This window comes from Filimonas lacunae, from assembly GCF_002355595.1.
GTDB lineage: Bacteria > Bacteroidota > Bacteroidia > Chitinophagales > Chitinophagaceae > Filimonas > Filimonas lacunae.
In genome coordinates this window covers 1,741,130-1,756,037 of record NZ_AP017422.1, presented here as the reverse complement: position 1 = coordinate 1,756,037, position 14,908 = coordinate 1,741,130, and the positions used below count along the sequence as shown (strand labels likewise).

Genomic DNA, 14,908 nt, shown 5'->3' with positions numbered 1-14,908 from the left:
AGTAACCACCACCACTTCTTTTATGCGCCCCCCTCAGCAAGTATCAATACTATATAAGCACTTTTCAAAATTTACGAAATAACGGCAATACGCATCTACCACCCAAGCGATCAAACAGCTCATTATCAACCACTTACTATCCGGCTCATCCTTTGTAATACCCAACACCTTATTCACTCAATCATTCAATTATATGGATCTGTTTATTCATAACCTGGTACACTGGCTTCGATTTGCATTGGAAATAATGGGCGCTTTGGCTATTGCTGTTGGCACCGGCATGTCGCTATATCAATTTATACAAGCCTGGTTTAATCGCAAGCATACAGACTTTAACCAGGTGCGTCTTTTGTTTGCACGTTACCTGGCATTGGCTTTGGAGTTTCAGCTGGGAGCAGACATACTGTCTACAGCCATTGCGCCCAACTGGGAAGAGATTGGAAAACTGGGGGCTATTGCCATTATAAGAACAGGGTTAAACTATTTTCTGTTCAAAGAAATAAACGAACAGCAAAAGCCGGAGGATAAAGAAGTGCAACCCAAGAACTAATGGCAGTTTATAATAGTGCCCACTCAGGCACGTGTTCGTTTAAAGCTACAATTGAAAAAAGGCAATACACGTTTGCCTATCCGGTTAATCAAACCTATCTGTACCAGTTGCCCTTCTTTGCAATTATTAAACAGGGCTATCTGCAATCCACGGCCCCGGGCAACCTTGTTACGGATACCGGCAATCATCACACCGGAAAAGCTATGATGCAGGTTCACAAATCCCGAAATCTCCAGCCCCTGAACGCTGCCAGCCATAGATATACAACCATTCAGCTGTATACCACGCATCTTTGCCTGCAAAAACATACCTCCACCGCTAATAGCCAAACCATTTATCACTACTCCCTCTATCGTGCTGTCTACATAGTACTTTGGCCCCCTGAAAGGATCTTTTCCGCCCTTACTACTATCCGGAACAGATCGCATAAAAGTGCCAGGCACTGCGTAAAAGGAAAGAAACAGTCCTAAAGGAGATAAATCAACCGAACAACCATGTATTCTTAGCGAGTCTGCCATACCAATGGGCATAGCCATCGCCCCTAATGCAATACCATTCACCGTAGTATTCTTAGATACCGGTGTAGTCCAGGCTATATTGCGGATATGCATAGCGCTGTCTTTTGCTTTTTCCTGCGCAGCAACAGTGGATAAAGCCGACAATACTGTAAAAAAGAGTATGGTAATGAAACGGTTAGTATTCTTCAAGGAATGGAGTTTACATCTAATATAAAACAATTCACACAAATGGATAAATCGATCCCTTCTCATGATAACAGCACGCTACCTGTTGCACTATATGTAAAACATTGCTTTTATATTTGACCTGGCAATACATTGCTCCGTACTAATCTTACTATTATGAATGCAGGTACATTTTTAAACAGTACTGAATTACTGAACGACAGTTTTTTTGAAAAGGCCATTATCTGCCTTACAGAGTATGATACCAAAGGAGCCATGGGCTTTGTAATCAACAAGCCCTTCCCCCGCAAGTTCAACGAACTACAGGAGTTTAAAAAGAGCCTTCCCTTTCCATTGTATGATGGTGGCCCGGTAGATAGGGAACATCTTTTTTTTCTGCACCAGCGCCCTGATCTTATTACCGGAGGCACGCATGTGGTAAACAATATTTACCTGGGCGGTGATTTTAAAGAAGCCGTACGATTGATCAACCATCACCTGATCAGTGAAAAAGACATTAAACTGTTTATAGGCTACTGTGGCTGGGACTATATGGAGCTGGATGAAGAAGTGAAAGAAGGCAGCTGGCTGGAATCCTCTATAGGCGAAGTATTCTAATGCATAGAGAAAGTGTACATTTTCAGGATATGTGCACTTTCTTACCTAATCTGTTAGCTATTCTTATAGTTTCCTATCCAACACCCCGCATGTTACAGTGCTATCTGCTACTTTCGCTCACCTTTATAAACGTAAAGCGCCTATATCATGCCCATGTTAACCTTTCATCCATTTACATTTAGAAAAACAAGTTAACCATTCCATGAAAAATCGTATCATGTACACGGCAGCAATAGCTGCTGTAATGGCCGTGCTGGCCCTGGCCTGTAAAAAAAGTGCCACTACCGAAACTACCCCATTAGAGAGACAAGACCTGCAAGCCACCAGTGCCGCAGCAGCTACCTGCACTGCACCAGGCTGGGCTTCGCAAAACGGAGGTACTACAGGAGGTGGCAGTGCTACCGCCACTGTGGTAACCACTTATGCCGCATTAAAGTCAGCTATTACCAGCTCCAGTGTGAAAGTAATACAGGTAAATGGCACCATTACCATCCCTTCCGGTGGAAGGATCTCTTTCCAGGATCAGTCTGATAAAACCATCTTTGGCAGCGCCGGCGCGAAACTGGTATCTGCCGATCAAACCAAAGACAATTCCGGTATCATTTATATCAAGCGTTGCACCAATATCATTATCCGCAACCTGATATTTGAAGGCCCCGGCGCTTATGATACAGATGGCTGGGACAATGCCACGCTGGATGCCTGCAAAAATGTGTGGGTAGACCATTGCGAATTCAGAGATGGTGTTGATGGCAACTTCGACATCAAAAACACCTCCAATTACATTACCGTTTCTTATACCAAATTCACTTATTTAAAAGCCCCTAAAGCAGGCGGATCAGGCGGTTCGGACGATCACCGCTTTTCTGATCTCATTGGATCCAGCGATGGCGCTACTGCCGACAGAGGAACTTTAAGCATCACCTTTGCACGTTGCTGGTGGGCATCCGGTTGCGTAGCACGTATGCCACGTGTACGTTTTGGCAAAGTGCATATAGTAAACAGTTTATTCAACAGCACAGCCAGCAAAAGCTGCGTGCAGGCCGGCTTTGAAGCCAACCTGTTAATTGAGGCCAATGTTTTTGAAAGCGTAAAAAATCCTATCGACCTGATGGATAACAATTCTACCGCTGTTCAATCTAAAAACAACCTGTTCACCAGCGTTACAGGTACCAGTGCCGGTAATGGAGTTACTGCCTTTACGCCTCCTTACAGCATTACCACTTTAGGTAACTCCTCTGTAAAATCAACGGTTACTGCTTCTACCGGTGCAGGCGCTACCTTATCAGGCAATACCTGCTCATCGTTTTAACAGTACAAAATTGCATGGGTATATATAGCGAAAAGGCTGTCTTCCGATGAAGACAGCCTTCTTTTTTAACCAGCGTAAAGACAGAGAAAAAAACAGATACAGCTAACGCGCCCCCATTGACAGTTTAATAACAGAAAACGTGTATGGCGCTGCAGTATAGTGCAACTTGTTTTTACCGGATAGTGTTACCTGGCTGGTAACAGGGCTAACAGCTGCAGGATTATCAAACGAATTGATCGTATACAAATCCTGGCTACCCAGTACCGTAAGCACTGCATTTTTACTTAATCCGGCAGCCCCTTCCACCACTATATCTTTTGTTTGCGGGGTGGCTGAAGCATTTACTATTTTAAGAATTATCTCTTTCGTGTTTTTATCTACTACAGCAGAAGCATACAGGCTATCCTGCCCTTTCAGTGCTTCTCCATTTACCAGGGCAGGCACTACAGAAGTGCCCTTGTTCAGGCTATACAACTGCTGCACATAATAGCTTGGGGTGCCATAGCTTTGCAGGTTGTTTACCCAGATAAGATCCGGCGTCCATTGCCATCCCTCGCTATGGGCAAATAATGGTGCGTAAGAAGCCATATGCACTACCGCAGCATTACGCTCCAGGCCCGTCATAAACGCAGCTTCCGCCAGGGCAGCCTGCCAGTTGTTCTGCCTTTTGCCATCTACTACCCTGTCGCTATGTCCGGCATATTCACCACCAAAAATCTTTGTCCCCTTGCGCGGATAGTTATCATAACGGCCTGCATTGGAAAGAAACCACGAAGGACTGCGATAGTAGTGCTCATCTATCACATCTGCATTCGCTGCTCTCAGGTTCGTATTGAGGTAATCAAAACGTTGTCCGTCAGGATCAGTACCGCTGCTGTTCACAATAATAAAATCAGGATACTTAGCCTTAATAGCTTTCGTAAACAAAGCCAGCCTTTCCAGGTATTGCGGCCCCCAGTTTTCATTGCCTACACCCATCATCTTTAAATGAAAAGGTGCAGGGTGCCCCATTTCAGCACGCTTTTTACCCCAGGTGGAATTTACATCGCCATTGGCAAATTCTATCAGGTCCAGCGCGTCCTGGATATAAGGGTCCAGCTGATCCATAGGTACCAGCTCGGCTGAATTAAACTGACAGGCCATGCCACAGTTGAGGATGGGCAAAGGCGAAGCGCCAATATCATCCGCCAATTGAAAATATTCAAAGAACCCTACTCCAAACGACTGGAAGTAATCCGGTGCTGCACGATGTGGAAATTCAAAGTTCCAGCGGTTAATGATCAATTGCCTTTCTTCTACCGGCCCAATGGTTTTCTTCCATTGATAACGTTGGCTTAAATCAAAGCCTTCCACAATACAACCACCGGGAAAACGAATAAAACCAGGTTTCATATCCGCCAGCTTCTGCACCATATCGGCACGCAATCCACCGGGGCGTCCCTTCCAGGTATCGGAAGGAAACAGGGAAACCATGTCTATATCTATGCTGCCGTTACCCTTAAAAGCCACACGCAGGCTTCCTTTAGATGCGCTATCGGTAGCCGTAAAACTTACAGCTGCTTTTTGCCAGTTGTTGCCGGCAACATCTACAGGCACTACCGCCGTACCAATTACTTTACCCGTTGTGTTCAACAGTTCCAATGTAATGCTGATACCCGCTGCCGGCTTACGATATAGTACAGAGAAATCGTACCGCAGGTTCTTTTTAATCCCCATGCCCCTGAACCCTTCATTGGTTACGGACAAATGTGTGTCGTTGCTATTTTTAGTCACACGCAGATAGCGAGGGTTAGCCGTGTTCTGCTCCAAACGGTTTAGTACCTGTAAAGCGCTTTCGTCAAAAAAATCCTGCTCTGCTTTCCAGCCCATCAGCGGCCTTGAAAATTCAAAGGAGCGGTTCTTCACTAACTCCGCATACAAACCACCATCTGCCCCCAGGTTAATATCTTCAAAAAACACACCCCACATGGTAGGCTGCACATCCGATACTATCTGGCTTGCTTTTACAACAATAGGTGCAGATTGCTGGGCCTGTACATAGCCTGTTGCTGTAAGGCAGGCAGCCAGCAATGCTTTTTTATACAACTTCGTCCTTTTCATTTTTTCCATGTTGTTCCGTGTTTTCCTTCACACAATTATTTTTTCTTAGCCCAGATAACCGTTCCACCGCCATTATATCCTGTTAATACGATGGTGGATGTTTTCTTGCTTTCCCAGTCCCGCTCACGCGATACATGCAGTTTGTCAACAAACTGGCCCTTATTCCAGTGCAACTCCAGCCAGGGAGCCTTATAGGTCCAGGTATTATTCGCATCGCCATTAATTTTACCATCCGCATTCAGCGTACTGTTAAAGGCTACAGAATACTGTGGGTCTTGTTGCTCCTGCTCATAACCGGGCACCACCGTATAACCTAATACAATCTGATCATAATCTCCTGCTACTTCAGCAGCAGTTACTTCGTTGTCCGGTACATTAGCATAACGCTCCGGCGATACCAGCGGCCATCCGTCGGGCGTCCAGAAAATTTTTCGCACGTGCATGACCATATAGGCTCTGTTCACCGCAGGCCGGCCCTGGTGTGCCATAAAGAAATTTCCAGTACCATCCGCAAATACAGCGCAGTGTGCCGTACCAGCCCATCCACCATGATCAGTGAATTTGTAGGGAGCCACAATCATAGGACCATTATCGGCCTGGTTATCCACGTCTACCCCATTCCAATCCAGGAAAGGCCCATCGGGCTTATCAGAGCGGAATACCCTTACGTTGTATTTAGTGCTTAACCAGTCGTAGGATACAAACAGGTAATATTTTTGTGTAGCAGGGTTGTAAATGATTTCAGCCCCTTCCAGGTTACCATTGTACTTACCGTTGGTAATGCCGCGACGCACAATACGCTTACCTTTATCTCCAGTGCTGGCGGCCAGCCCTGTAGCGGGATTCAGCTTTACTTCAAATAAGCCATCCCAGGCCGAACCATATACCATCCAATGCTCACCCGCCGGTGTTACCACCACGGTAGGATCTATGGCATTGGTACCGGGATAACCATCCGTAGAAGTTACTGCCAGACCTTTTTCCGTCCACGGGCCTTCGGGCGATGTAGCAGTAGCCAACCCTATGGCACTTACACGAAAGGCAGTGGACGCCAGTGAATAATACAGGCGGTATTCGCTACCCACCTTCATAATGTAAGGTGCCCATAAACCACTGTTAGGCGTGCCACCATTGGAAGTAATAAACTGTGAGCCCATAGCAGGCAGCCCTTTAAAAGCCCATCCCACAAACTCCCAATCTACCAGGTCTTTTGATTTTCGCACCTGTATACCGGCCTGCGGAGAAGCGCCAAAAGCCACATCTGTACTATAAGCGTAATACCAGTCGCCCGCTTTTATCACCGAAGGGTCGTGTACGTTATAAGGCCCCCACTGATAGCTCATCGCCAGAGAAGCAACATCTTCATAAGTGTCGTTAATATTATTAATATTAAACGGTATATGCACTACAGGAGGGTCCTGCATATTCAAATCGTCAAACGCATTCTTCCTACAGCTTGTCAAAAGCAACACCGTGCTTGCTATAGAGATATATTTTTTAACAGCAATATTCATACTTCGTTATTTGCAGGGTACTACAAGCCTTGTTAATTGGCCGGATTAGGTTCCAGGTATTTATTCGTATCCAATTCTGCCTGTGGTATAGGCAGGTATTCTTTGCCCGACTTCCAGGTAGTAAAGTCATTATCATGCGTTTTCAGCTCAGCCAGCTTAGTAGCATCATACAGCCATCCCCAGCGGATAATATCATTAATACGGATAGATTCAATAGCAAATTCCAATGCCCTTTCATGTGCAATCTGGTCGCGCATCTGTCCCTGGCTTAAACCGGGCTTTGTAGTGGCCAGGTCTGGCAACTTAGCCCTGTTACGTACCTGCTGAATAAAAGGATAGGCTTCCGAAGTGCGTGTTAACTCATTCAAAGCTTCTGCGTGCATTAACAACACATCTGCATAACGCAGTACACGGTAGTTGATGCCAGAGTTTTCCTGGTCATCATTACCTGGCCAGCTTAATCCATCATGTGTATACTTACGCGGATATATAGCTGTTTGCGCAAAAGGCCAGGCATTGCCATACACAGTAGTAGCGTTATCACCAGGCTCATACGAAGCGATGGTGGCCAGCAAACGTGGATCGCTTTTTCCATCGGTAGTAGCTTCTTTCTTAAACTCGTTATAAATCCAGCGGCTGGGTAAAAAGTCAGAGTAACCATAGCCATCCATGGCATACGTGCGACCGGTGCTGCTTACCTGTTTCCAGTTGGCATTGGGTTCGCCGCCATAATTCATTACAGTTCCTCCTACCTGGTCGGGTTGTCCAAACTGCACTTCAAACAACGATTCTGCGTTGTTTTCATTGATCTCTTTAAAGTTATCCCTGTAATTGGCCATCAGCGAATAAGCGCCGTAAGTGCCACCAATAATAGCCTGGAATTCATCTGCGGCCGCCTGCCAGTTTTTGCGGTACAGATAAGCTTTACCAAGCATGCCTGCTGCGCCACCACGGGTAGCGCGGCCCAGCTGACCTGCATCCACGCCACTAATACCTGCATAGGTGTTGGGCAACCTTTCCTTAGCCGCTTTAAAGTCATTTACAATCTGATCCCACAATACCTCCTCTTTGGCCGTTGGCGCAAAAAACTCTTCAGAAGAAGCCGGCGGAGTTGTGATCACAGGCACTTTTTTAAACATACAGGCCAGGTTAAAATAGGCCAGCCCTCTTAAAAAATAAGCCTGTCCCAGCAAACGCTTTTTCAACTCTTCATCCATGGTAATACCAGGTACATTCGCCAGCACCTGGTTGGCACGCCAGATAATCTGAAAATGCCCACCCCATACCCAGGCTACCGGACCAGATGTAGAAGGGATAATAAAAGCCCCCACCTGCACCAGGTCGCCCCAGGGACTATCACCGTAAAAATCATCTCCCCTGCCATCATTTAACGCCGGATACATACGCATGTAGGTACCATCCTGTATCAGGCTGTTGTAAATAGCATTGGTGCCGGCAACTGCATCATTGGCATTACGCCAGTACACAGCAATAGTAGGTACATTGGGGTTATCCAGTTCCAGCTGCTTGCTGCAACTGCTGGCCAGTAAAGCGAGAGATATATAACAGAATATTTTTTTCATATGCTTTTTTTGCAATGGTGAATGAAACTAGAACGAAGCCTGCACGCCAAACATAATTACACGCGGCGTAGGATAAGAACCTGCATCGTAACCCGGTTCCCATACACGTGATTGTGCGTAATCAGGGTTAAAGCTCTTATACGCCTGGAAGGTGTACACGTTTTGCGCAGTTACATACACACGCAGGCTGCCAACAGCATTACCTGTGAGTTTTTTAGGCAGTGTATACCCCAATGAAAGCGTATTAATGCGCAGGTAATCTCCTTTCTGTAACCAGCCCTTACGGTCACTGTCGCGTCCGTTTTGGTTAGGATCATTCGCCACCAGCCTGCTGTATTCGTTATTAGGATTTTCCGGGGTCCAGCGCTTCAGTGCATCTTCGTGGTAGTTAATGTAGTCAGTAGTGTGCATCAGAGAGCGGTAAAGGCCGCTGTTGATAAGAAAACCACCACTACCCGAAGCAAACAGGGTAAAGTCAAAACCCTTGTAAGCAGCAGTAAAGTTTACACCATAGTAATACTTAGGTAATGCACGGCCTAGTGTAGTGCGGTCATACGCATCAATAACACCATCCGGTTTGCCGTTAGGCCCACTCAGATCTTTAAATTTGAAATCTCCGGGCGCTGTGGCAGCATTCTGAAAAGGGCTATTGGCAATCTGATCCTGGCTTTGGAATATACCATCTGTTACCCAGCCATAGTGCTGCCCCATCGTTTCTCCCACTTTGGTAATAAAACCACCCACTATACGTTGCGATTCGTTGCCACCCAGTTGTAACACCTTGTTGGATAAGGTAGTAAAGTTGGCCCCGATATCAAAAGTAAAATTGCCATTGCGTTTATGGTAAGTAGCAGTAACCTCCATACCATAGTTACGTAAAGAAGCTGCGTTGGTTAATACCGTAGTGTTGGTAGCCCCTACCGAAGCAGGAATAGGCACATCTACCAGCAGGTCGGTTGATTTATTGTTATAGTATTCTGCAGAAAAATCCAGGGCACCGCCCATCAAGGTAGCATCCACACCAAAGTTGGTAGTGGTTTTTGTTTCCCAGCGGATATTCGGATCAACCACGGATGTCTGTAAACCACCCACTACACGCGTGCCACCAAAGCTATATACAATGTTAGGGTTCAGATAAGCCAGGTAACCATAGTTGCGGATATTGGCATTACCCAGCTGTCCCCAGCCACCTCTTATTTTTAAATCGCTGATAAAAGAAGGCATTTTAATAAACTCCTCGTTGCTAATGCGCCATCCTGCCGAAATGCCCGGGAATACACCATATTTGTTTCCGGGAGCAAAGCGGGAAGAACCATCGCGACGAATATTGGCAGTAAGCAAATATTTATTAGCATAACTATAATTCAACCTGCCAAACTCACCAAAGAAACTATACTCATCTTTATAACCGCTGGTGGTTTTGTTATCACCATTATCCAGAACAGTATAATTGGGATCTACGTTTTCGGCATGTGAATAACGGTTCAGCGTACTGTTCTTCGTATAGCTGGTACCCGCTACAACATTCACAGTATGTTTGCCTGCAGTCAAATCGTAAGTAAGGAAGTTTTCAAATAAGCCATTGGTATAGGTTCTGGAATTATCGTCCAGGCGGCTAATACCCTGTTTAAAGAAGAAGCCCAGGTCAAACGTTGGCTGATACAGAAAGTCGCGGGCAATGGTTTTATCATAACTCACATTTATCTTGTATTTCAGGCTGTGATGCTTCAGTTTCAGCAATTGCGCTTCTGCCCATGCTACCCCAAACGTACGATCTACCTCGGTAAAGTTGGTAAACATACTATTCACCGCTACCACGTTTAAAGAAATCGCCCTTTGCAAATCGCTTTGCGTACCACCATAGCCATTAGGCATGGTAGGGTCGTAAATCTTCATAGTAGGAATATTGATCACCAGGTCATTGATCAATGGAGGTCTGCCACCCGTAAGCACATCTGTACGATACGTCAGCGTATTCTCTTTAGAGTGCGTATAAGACAGCGATTGCCCGAATTTAAAAATACCTTTCTCCTGGGTGGAATTGAAACGCGCAGTATAACGGGTATAGTCAGGACCATTCCCCACAAAGTTACCTTCCTGTTTATAGTAATCCAGCGAAGCGTTATAAGTAACATTGGCGCCACCGCCACTCAGGTTCAGGTTGTGGTTCATACGATGCCCTGTTTTCATGGCTTCTTTTTGCCAATCCACATCTACATCATTAATGTATTTAGGGTTCTGCGGGTCGTTGGCAGGCGCCACCGTCTGGCCACCATTAATCTGCGATTCGTTGTTCAGCATCTGGTAGCCTACCCTGTTGGCCACCGGTATTTTCCTGGGCACACGGTCAAAACCATAGTAACCGGCATACTCCACTTTTAACGGCGCATTCTTTTTACCCTGGCGGGTAGTGATGATCACAACACCATTAGCTCCGGTAGCGCCGTAAATAGCCGCTGCCGTACCATCTTTTAATATCTGTATCGATTCTATATCGTTAGGGCTAAAATCCCTGGGCGGGTTCAGTAACATTACACCATCTACCACATACAGTGGCGTTTGATCGCCAAAGGAAGTAGTACCCCGTATCTTAATCACCGGCATAGCGCCGGGTTGTCCGTCACTGGTAACATTAATACCGGAGGTTCTGCCCTGCAACATCTGGCCCACATCACTGGTAGCCACTTTTTTCATTTCTTTAGGGCTTACCACGGAAACAGACCCCGTAAGGTCTTTTTTGCGTTGGGCACCATAACCTACTACTACCACATCTTCCAGCGCTTCCGCCTTTTGTGCCAGCGAAACCGTAATAGCAGTAGCATCTTCCACCGCAATTTCCTTATCCGCATAACCTACACTACTAATCAACAGCGTTTGCCCCTTAGCAGCAGCAATGCTAAAATGGCCCAGCTCATCCGTTACCACACTTCTTTTAGTACCTTTTACGGTTACAGTGGCCGACGCTACAGCATCTCCCTTATCATTGGTAACCGTACCGGCTATTTTACCGGCACCCTGTGCCAGCGTTACAGCAGGCAGCAATAGCAGGCAGGCGCACAGCCAGCATACCAGTTGTTTCATTCTTCGTTGTACAATGGATTCATTCATATGGCAGTTCTTTAAACGTTTATGTAGCGTAAGGCAAAGCAGCAAGCATAAAATAGAGTATAAAGCAATCGCTCTGGCAAACCTACTGAATATACAATGGCAAAATTCTCTGTAAAACTGCAAGGTTCTGTTCATTCCGGCACATCGTTCCGTATCATTCTTTCTGCCAATCTTCTCATACCCTACCCAGCCCCCCTCTTTCCCGCAACAGAAAACAGTATATTCGTACAAACGATTGTCATTTACAATAACAGGTGAAGCCCTTGAAACAGCAACAATATATCTGCCTGGTGGCCATGCTTTTATCCGCAGTTTTTTGCACTGCACAGCAGTATAATTTTAAACACTACCAGGTAGAAAACGGGCTTAGCAACAATGCTGTGATCTGTATGTTGCAGGATAGCAGTCATTATATGTGGATGGGCACCAAAGATGGATTGAACCGTTTCGACGGCTACCGGTTTAAGGTATTTCGCCACAATGTAAAAAGCAATACCAGCATAGGCAGCAATTTTATACATTGCTTACAGGAAGATAAACGCGGCATTTTATGGATAGGCACCGATAAAGGCATTTACCGTTACAACGCCATCCTGGAAAGTTTTGAATTACTGTCCACACAGATTACAGGTGTTATCTCCGAAATAAAATCAGACACTGCTAACAACCTGTGGTTTTTAATGAACAAAACCCTGTACCAGTTTCAGCCGGCACAATACAAACTGGTGTGGTTTGATCCGGAACGCTTTGGCTTCTTTACCTCCTTTACTATACTACCCAATGGCTATTTATGCCTGGGCACACCCGAAGGCATGGCAAAATTGTATCATCCCACACAACGTACTATCAGCAGCATAGACATGTTTGCTCATTCACAACCGGTGAACTCGCACTGGATAGAACGTATTTACCACATCAACAACAACACTATTTTCATAGGCACTTCTAACCAGGGAGCCAAGCTGTTATCACTGGATACCCGCACCTATACGGATATACTTACCCGTGGCAATAATACCGATCTGTTTGTCAGAAACTTTTTGCAGGTATCAGACAGCACCGTATGGATAGCTTCGGAATCAGGCATACTGGTATACAACCTGCGTAGTCAACATTTCACCCCCTTGCAAAAAGCTTATAACAATCCCTTCTCTTTGTCAGATAACGCGGTGTATTCTTTTTGCAAAGACAAAGAAGGCGGCATATGGGCCGGTACCTATTTTGGCGGGGCTAATTACTGCGCCATGCTGGATGCGCCGTTTCAAAAGCTGTTTCCCATGCCCAACCAAAACTCGCTCAGCGGCAATGTGGTGCGTGAAATAACTGCCGATGCTTACCATCATATATGGATAGGCACAGAAGATGCCGGTTTAAACCGGCTGGACCGCACCACGGGCAAACTTACCAGCTACCAGCCCGATGGCCGCAAAGGCAGTATTGCCTATACCAATATTCACGGTCTGCTGGCCGATAGCAACCGGCTATGGATCGGCACTTTTGAACATGGACTGGATGTGATGGATATACCCAGCGAACGTATTGTTGCCCACTATTCTAAAGACACAGAAACCGGTAGCCTGCAAAGCAACTTTATTCATTGCCTTACCAAAACCCGGCAGGGCGATGTGCTGGTGGGCACCACAATAGGAGCTTATCGCTTTAACAGGGCCGCACAGCAGTTTATCCCGCTTCCCTTTATGCCGGTGAATAACTGGTACTCTTTTATCAAAGAAACTACCGATGGCACTATATGGGCTGCCACCTATGGCAATGGCATACGTTACTACAACCCCGGCAGCAAACAAGGCGGCAATATCACCTGGCGGCCCGGTGTTGCAGGCAGCCTGCCTGATAACCGGGTGAACAGTCTATTCGAAGATTCCCGCCATCGCCTGTGGTTTGCCACCGAAAGCGGCCTGTGCCTGTGGAATAGCAAAGACAGCAGCTTTCGCATATATACTGTAGCCGAAGGATTACCTGCCGATTACACACTGAGCATATTGGAAGACGGCAAACAAAACATATGGGTAAGCACTTCCAAAGGTTTAGCTATGTTATCAGCCACCACCGGCCAGTTTACCGTTTACACCACCGCCAATGGCCTGCTCAGCGATCAGTTTAACTTTAACTCTGCCTATAAAGACAATAACGGCACTATGTATATGGGCAGCGTGAAGGGATTAATGCTATTTCAGCCAGATGCTTTTACCGATAACCCTTATGTGCCTCCTGTGTTTATAACAGGTATACAGGTGTTTAACCAGGAACTACAGATTGGAGAAAAAAATTCCCCTCTCCAAAAATCGATCAGCTATACCAGCAGCATCCGTCTGCCCTACGATCAATCTACCATCAGCATTGATTTTGCCGCATTGGGCTTCTCTGCCCCGGAAATGATTGCCTACGCCTATCGCATGAAGGGCCTGGAAGAAGATTGGGTATACCTTACCAAAAACCGGAAAGCCTTTTTTACCCGCTTAAAGCCCGGACACTATGTATTTGAAGTAAAAGCAGCCACCAGCAATGGCCGGTGGAGCCACACACCCACCAGCCTGGAAATAAACATACTGCCGCCTTGGTGGGCTACCAATTGGGCTTACTTCTTTTACATTGTACTGTCTGCCGCCGCGCTGGTATACATACTGCAACTCTATCATAACTATACCGAAGACAAAAACAAACGAAAATATGAGCAGCTGGAAGCCGCTAAAGAAAAAGAAAGGTTTGCTTCCCAGATGGAGTTTTATACCAATGTAGCCCATGAAATAAAAACACCCTTGTCGTTAATAAAAGGCCCGCTGGAAAAGGTAATGAAGAAAACCGGCGATAATGCAGACATCGCCAATTACCTCGGCATTATGGACCGTAACACTAACCGGCTCATAGACCTCACCAACCAGCTGCTTGATTTTCGCCAAACCGAAATCAACGGCTTCAAGCTTAATTTTATTCAAATTAACATCAGCACTTTATTAGCAGAAACCTTCACCAGCTTTCGCCCTATAGCCGAAGAAAGAGGGCTACGCTACCATTTGCAAAGCCCGCCTAATTCTATACAGGCATACATTGATACCGATGTTTTCAAAAAAATCATATACAACCTGTTTAGCAATGCCATTAAATATGCCGGCAAACAAGTAATTGTAACGCTGCAACCTGTGCAGGAAAATGATGTATTCTTTACCATCCATTTTCAAAACGACGGTTTTACCATACCGGAAGAAATGCGTGAAAAGATATTTGAACCCTTCTTTCGTATCAAAGAAACAGCCGGGCAGCAGGGTTCCGGCATTGGCCTTCCCCTATCACGCTCACTGGCACAGTTGCATGGCGGCTCTATAGTGGTAAATACCACGGCATCGGGTGGCAATGTATTCTCGTTGCAATTACCTTTACATCAGCAAAACGAAACAACACCGCTATAAAACCACTAACTCCAC

General features: G+C 45.9%; 9 protein-coding genes. 4 read left to right on the top strand and 5 right to left on the bottom strand.

What is annotated here, in order from left to right; all coding sequences use genetic code 11:
- Window positions 1-193: 193 nt before the first annotated feature.
- Window positions 194-550 (top strand): DUF1622 domain-containing protein, encoded by a 357-nt coding sequence (locus FLA_RS07005; protein WP_076379970.1) that lies wholly within the window; start codon window positions 194-196, stop codon window positions 548-550.
- 23 nt (window positions 551-573) lie between these two features.
- Here FLA_RS07005 and FLA_RS07000 read toward each other — a convergent pair whose 3' ends face one another.
- Complete coding sequence (locus FLA_RS07000; protein ID WP_076379971.1) at window positions 574-1,257, bottom strand: hypothetical protein; 684 nt, start codon at window positions 1,255-1,257, stop codon at window positions 574-576.
- Between the two features lie 153 nt (window positions 1,258-1,410).
- Between FLA_RS07000 and FLA_RS06995 the strand changes: the two genes are divergently transcribed.
- Together FLA_RS06995 and FLA_RS06990 are read left to right on the top strand one after the other, a co-directional pair.
- Window positions 1,411-1,851 carry a YqgE/AlgH family protein gene (locus FLA_RS06995; RefSeq protein ID WP_076379972.1) on the top strand — a complete coding sequence of 147 codons (441 nt, stop codon included), beginning with the start codon at window positions 1,411-1,413 and terminating at the stop codon, window positions 1,849-1,851.
- Window positions 1,852-2,053: 202 nt separating this feature from the next.
- Window positions 2,054-3,163 (top strand): pectate lyase family protein, encoded by a 1,110-nt coding sequence (locus tag FLA_RS06990; RefSeq protein WP_076379973.1) that lies wholly within the window; start codon window positions 2,054-2,056, stop codon window positions 3,161-3,163.
- A gap of 102 nt (window positions 3,164-3,265) precedes the next feature.
- Here the strand turns inward: FLA_RS06990 and FLA_RS06985 are convergent, their stop codons facing one another.
- The 4 genes from FLA_RS06985 to FLA_RS06970 are packed head-to-tail and all read right to left on the bottom strand — an operon-like array spanning window position 3,266 to window position 11,468.
- The gene (locus FLA_RS06985; RefSeq protein WP_076380211.1) at window positions 3,266-5,263 is read right to left on the bottom strand and encodes an alpha-L-arabinofuranosidase C-terminal domain-containing protein; all 1,998 of its coding nucleotides are present in this window, start codon (window positions 5,261-5,263) and stop codon (window positions 3,266-3,268) included.
- A 35-nt stretch (window positions 5,264-5,298) separates the two neighbouring features.
- Entirely contained in the window at window positions 5,299-6,777 is a 1,479-nt protein-coding gene (locus FLA_RS06980; protein ID WP_076379974.1) for an arabinan endo-1,5-alpha-L-arabinosidase, read from the bottom strand.
- Window positions 6,778-6,809: 32 nt separating this feature from the next.
- Complete coding sequence (locus tag FLA_RS06975) at window positions 6,810-8,360, bottom strand: RagB/SusD family nutrient uptake outer membrane protein (RefSeq protein WP_076379975.1); 1,551 nt, start codon at window positions 8,358-8,360, stop codon at window positions 6,810-6,812.
- 27 nt (window positions 8,361-8,387) lie between these two features.
- Entirely contained in the window at window positions 8,388-11,468 is a 3,081-nt protein-coding gene (locus FLA_RS06970; RefSeq protein ID WP_076379976.1) for a SusC/RagA family TonB-linked outer membrane protein, read from the bottom strand.
- 263 nt (window positions 11,469-11,731) lie between these two features.
- On the opposite strand from FLA_RS06970, the gene FLA_RS06965 reads away from it, so the two are divergent.
- A complete protein-coding gene (locus FLA_RS06965) occupies window positions 11,732-14,893 on the top strand; it encodes a ligand-binding sensor domain-containing protein (RefSeq protein ID WP_096510808.1) in 3,162 nt (1,053 codons plus the stop codon).
- Window positions 14,894-14,908: the final 15 nt, after the last annotated feature.

Excerpts from the sequence above, each read along its gene's own strand:
- FLA_RS06970 (WP_076379976.1), bottom strand. The coding sequence starts at position 11,468 with ATGAATGAATCCATTGTACAACGAAGAATGAAACAACTGGTATGCTGG.
- FLA_RS06980 (WP_076379974.1), bottom strand. The coding sequence starts at position 6,777 with ATGAATATTGCTGTTAAAAAATATATCTCTATAGCAAGCACGGTGTTG.
- FLA_RS06985 (WP_076380211.1), bottom strand. The coding sequence starts at position 5,263 with ATGAAAAGGACGAAGTTGTATAAAAAAGCATTGCTGGCTGCCTGCCTT.
- FLA_RS06990 (WP_076379973.1), top strand. The coding sequence starts at position 2,054 with ATGAAAAATCGTATCATGTACACGGCAGCAATAGCTGCTGTAATGGCC.
- FLA_RS06995 (WP_076379972.1), top strand. The coding sequence starts at position 1,411 with ATGAATGCAGGTACATTTTTAAACAGTACTGAATTACTGAACGACAGT.
- FLA_RS07005 (WP_076379970.1), top strand. The coding sequence starts at position 194 with ATGGATCTGTTTATTCATAACCTGGTACACTGGCTTCGATTTGCATTG.
- FLA_RS06975 (WP_076379975.1), bottom strand. The coding sequence starts at position 8,360 with ATGAAAAAAATATTCTGTTATATATCTCTCGCTTTACTGGCCAGCAGT.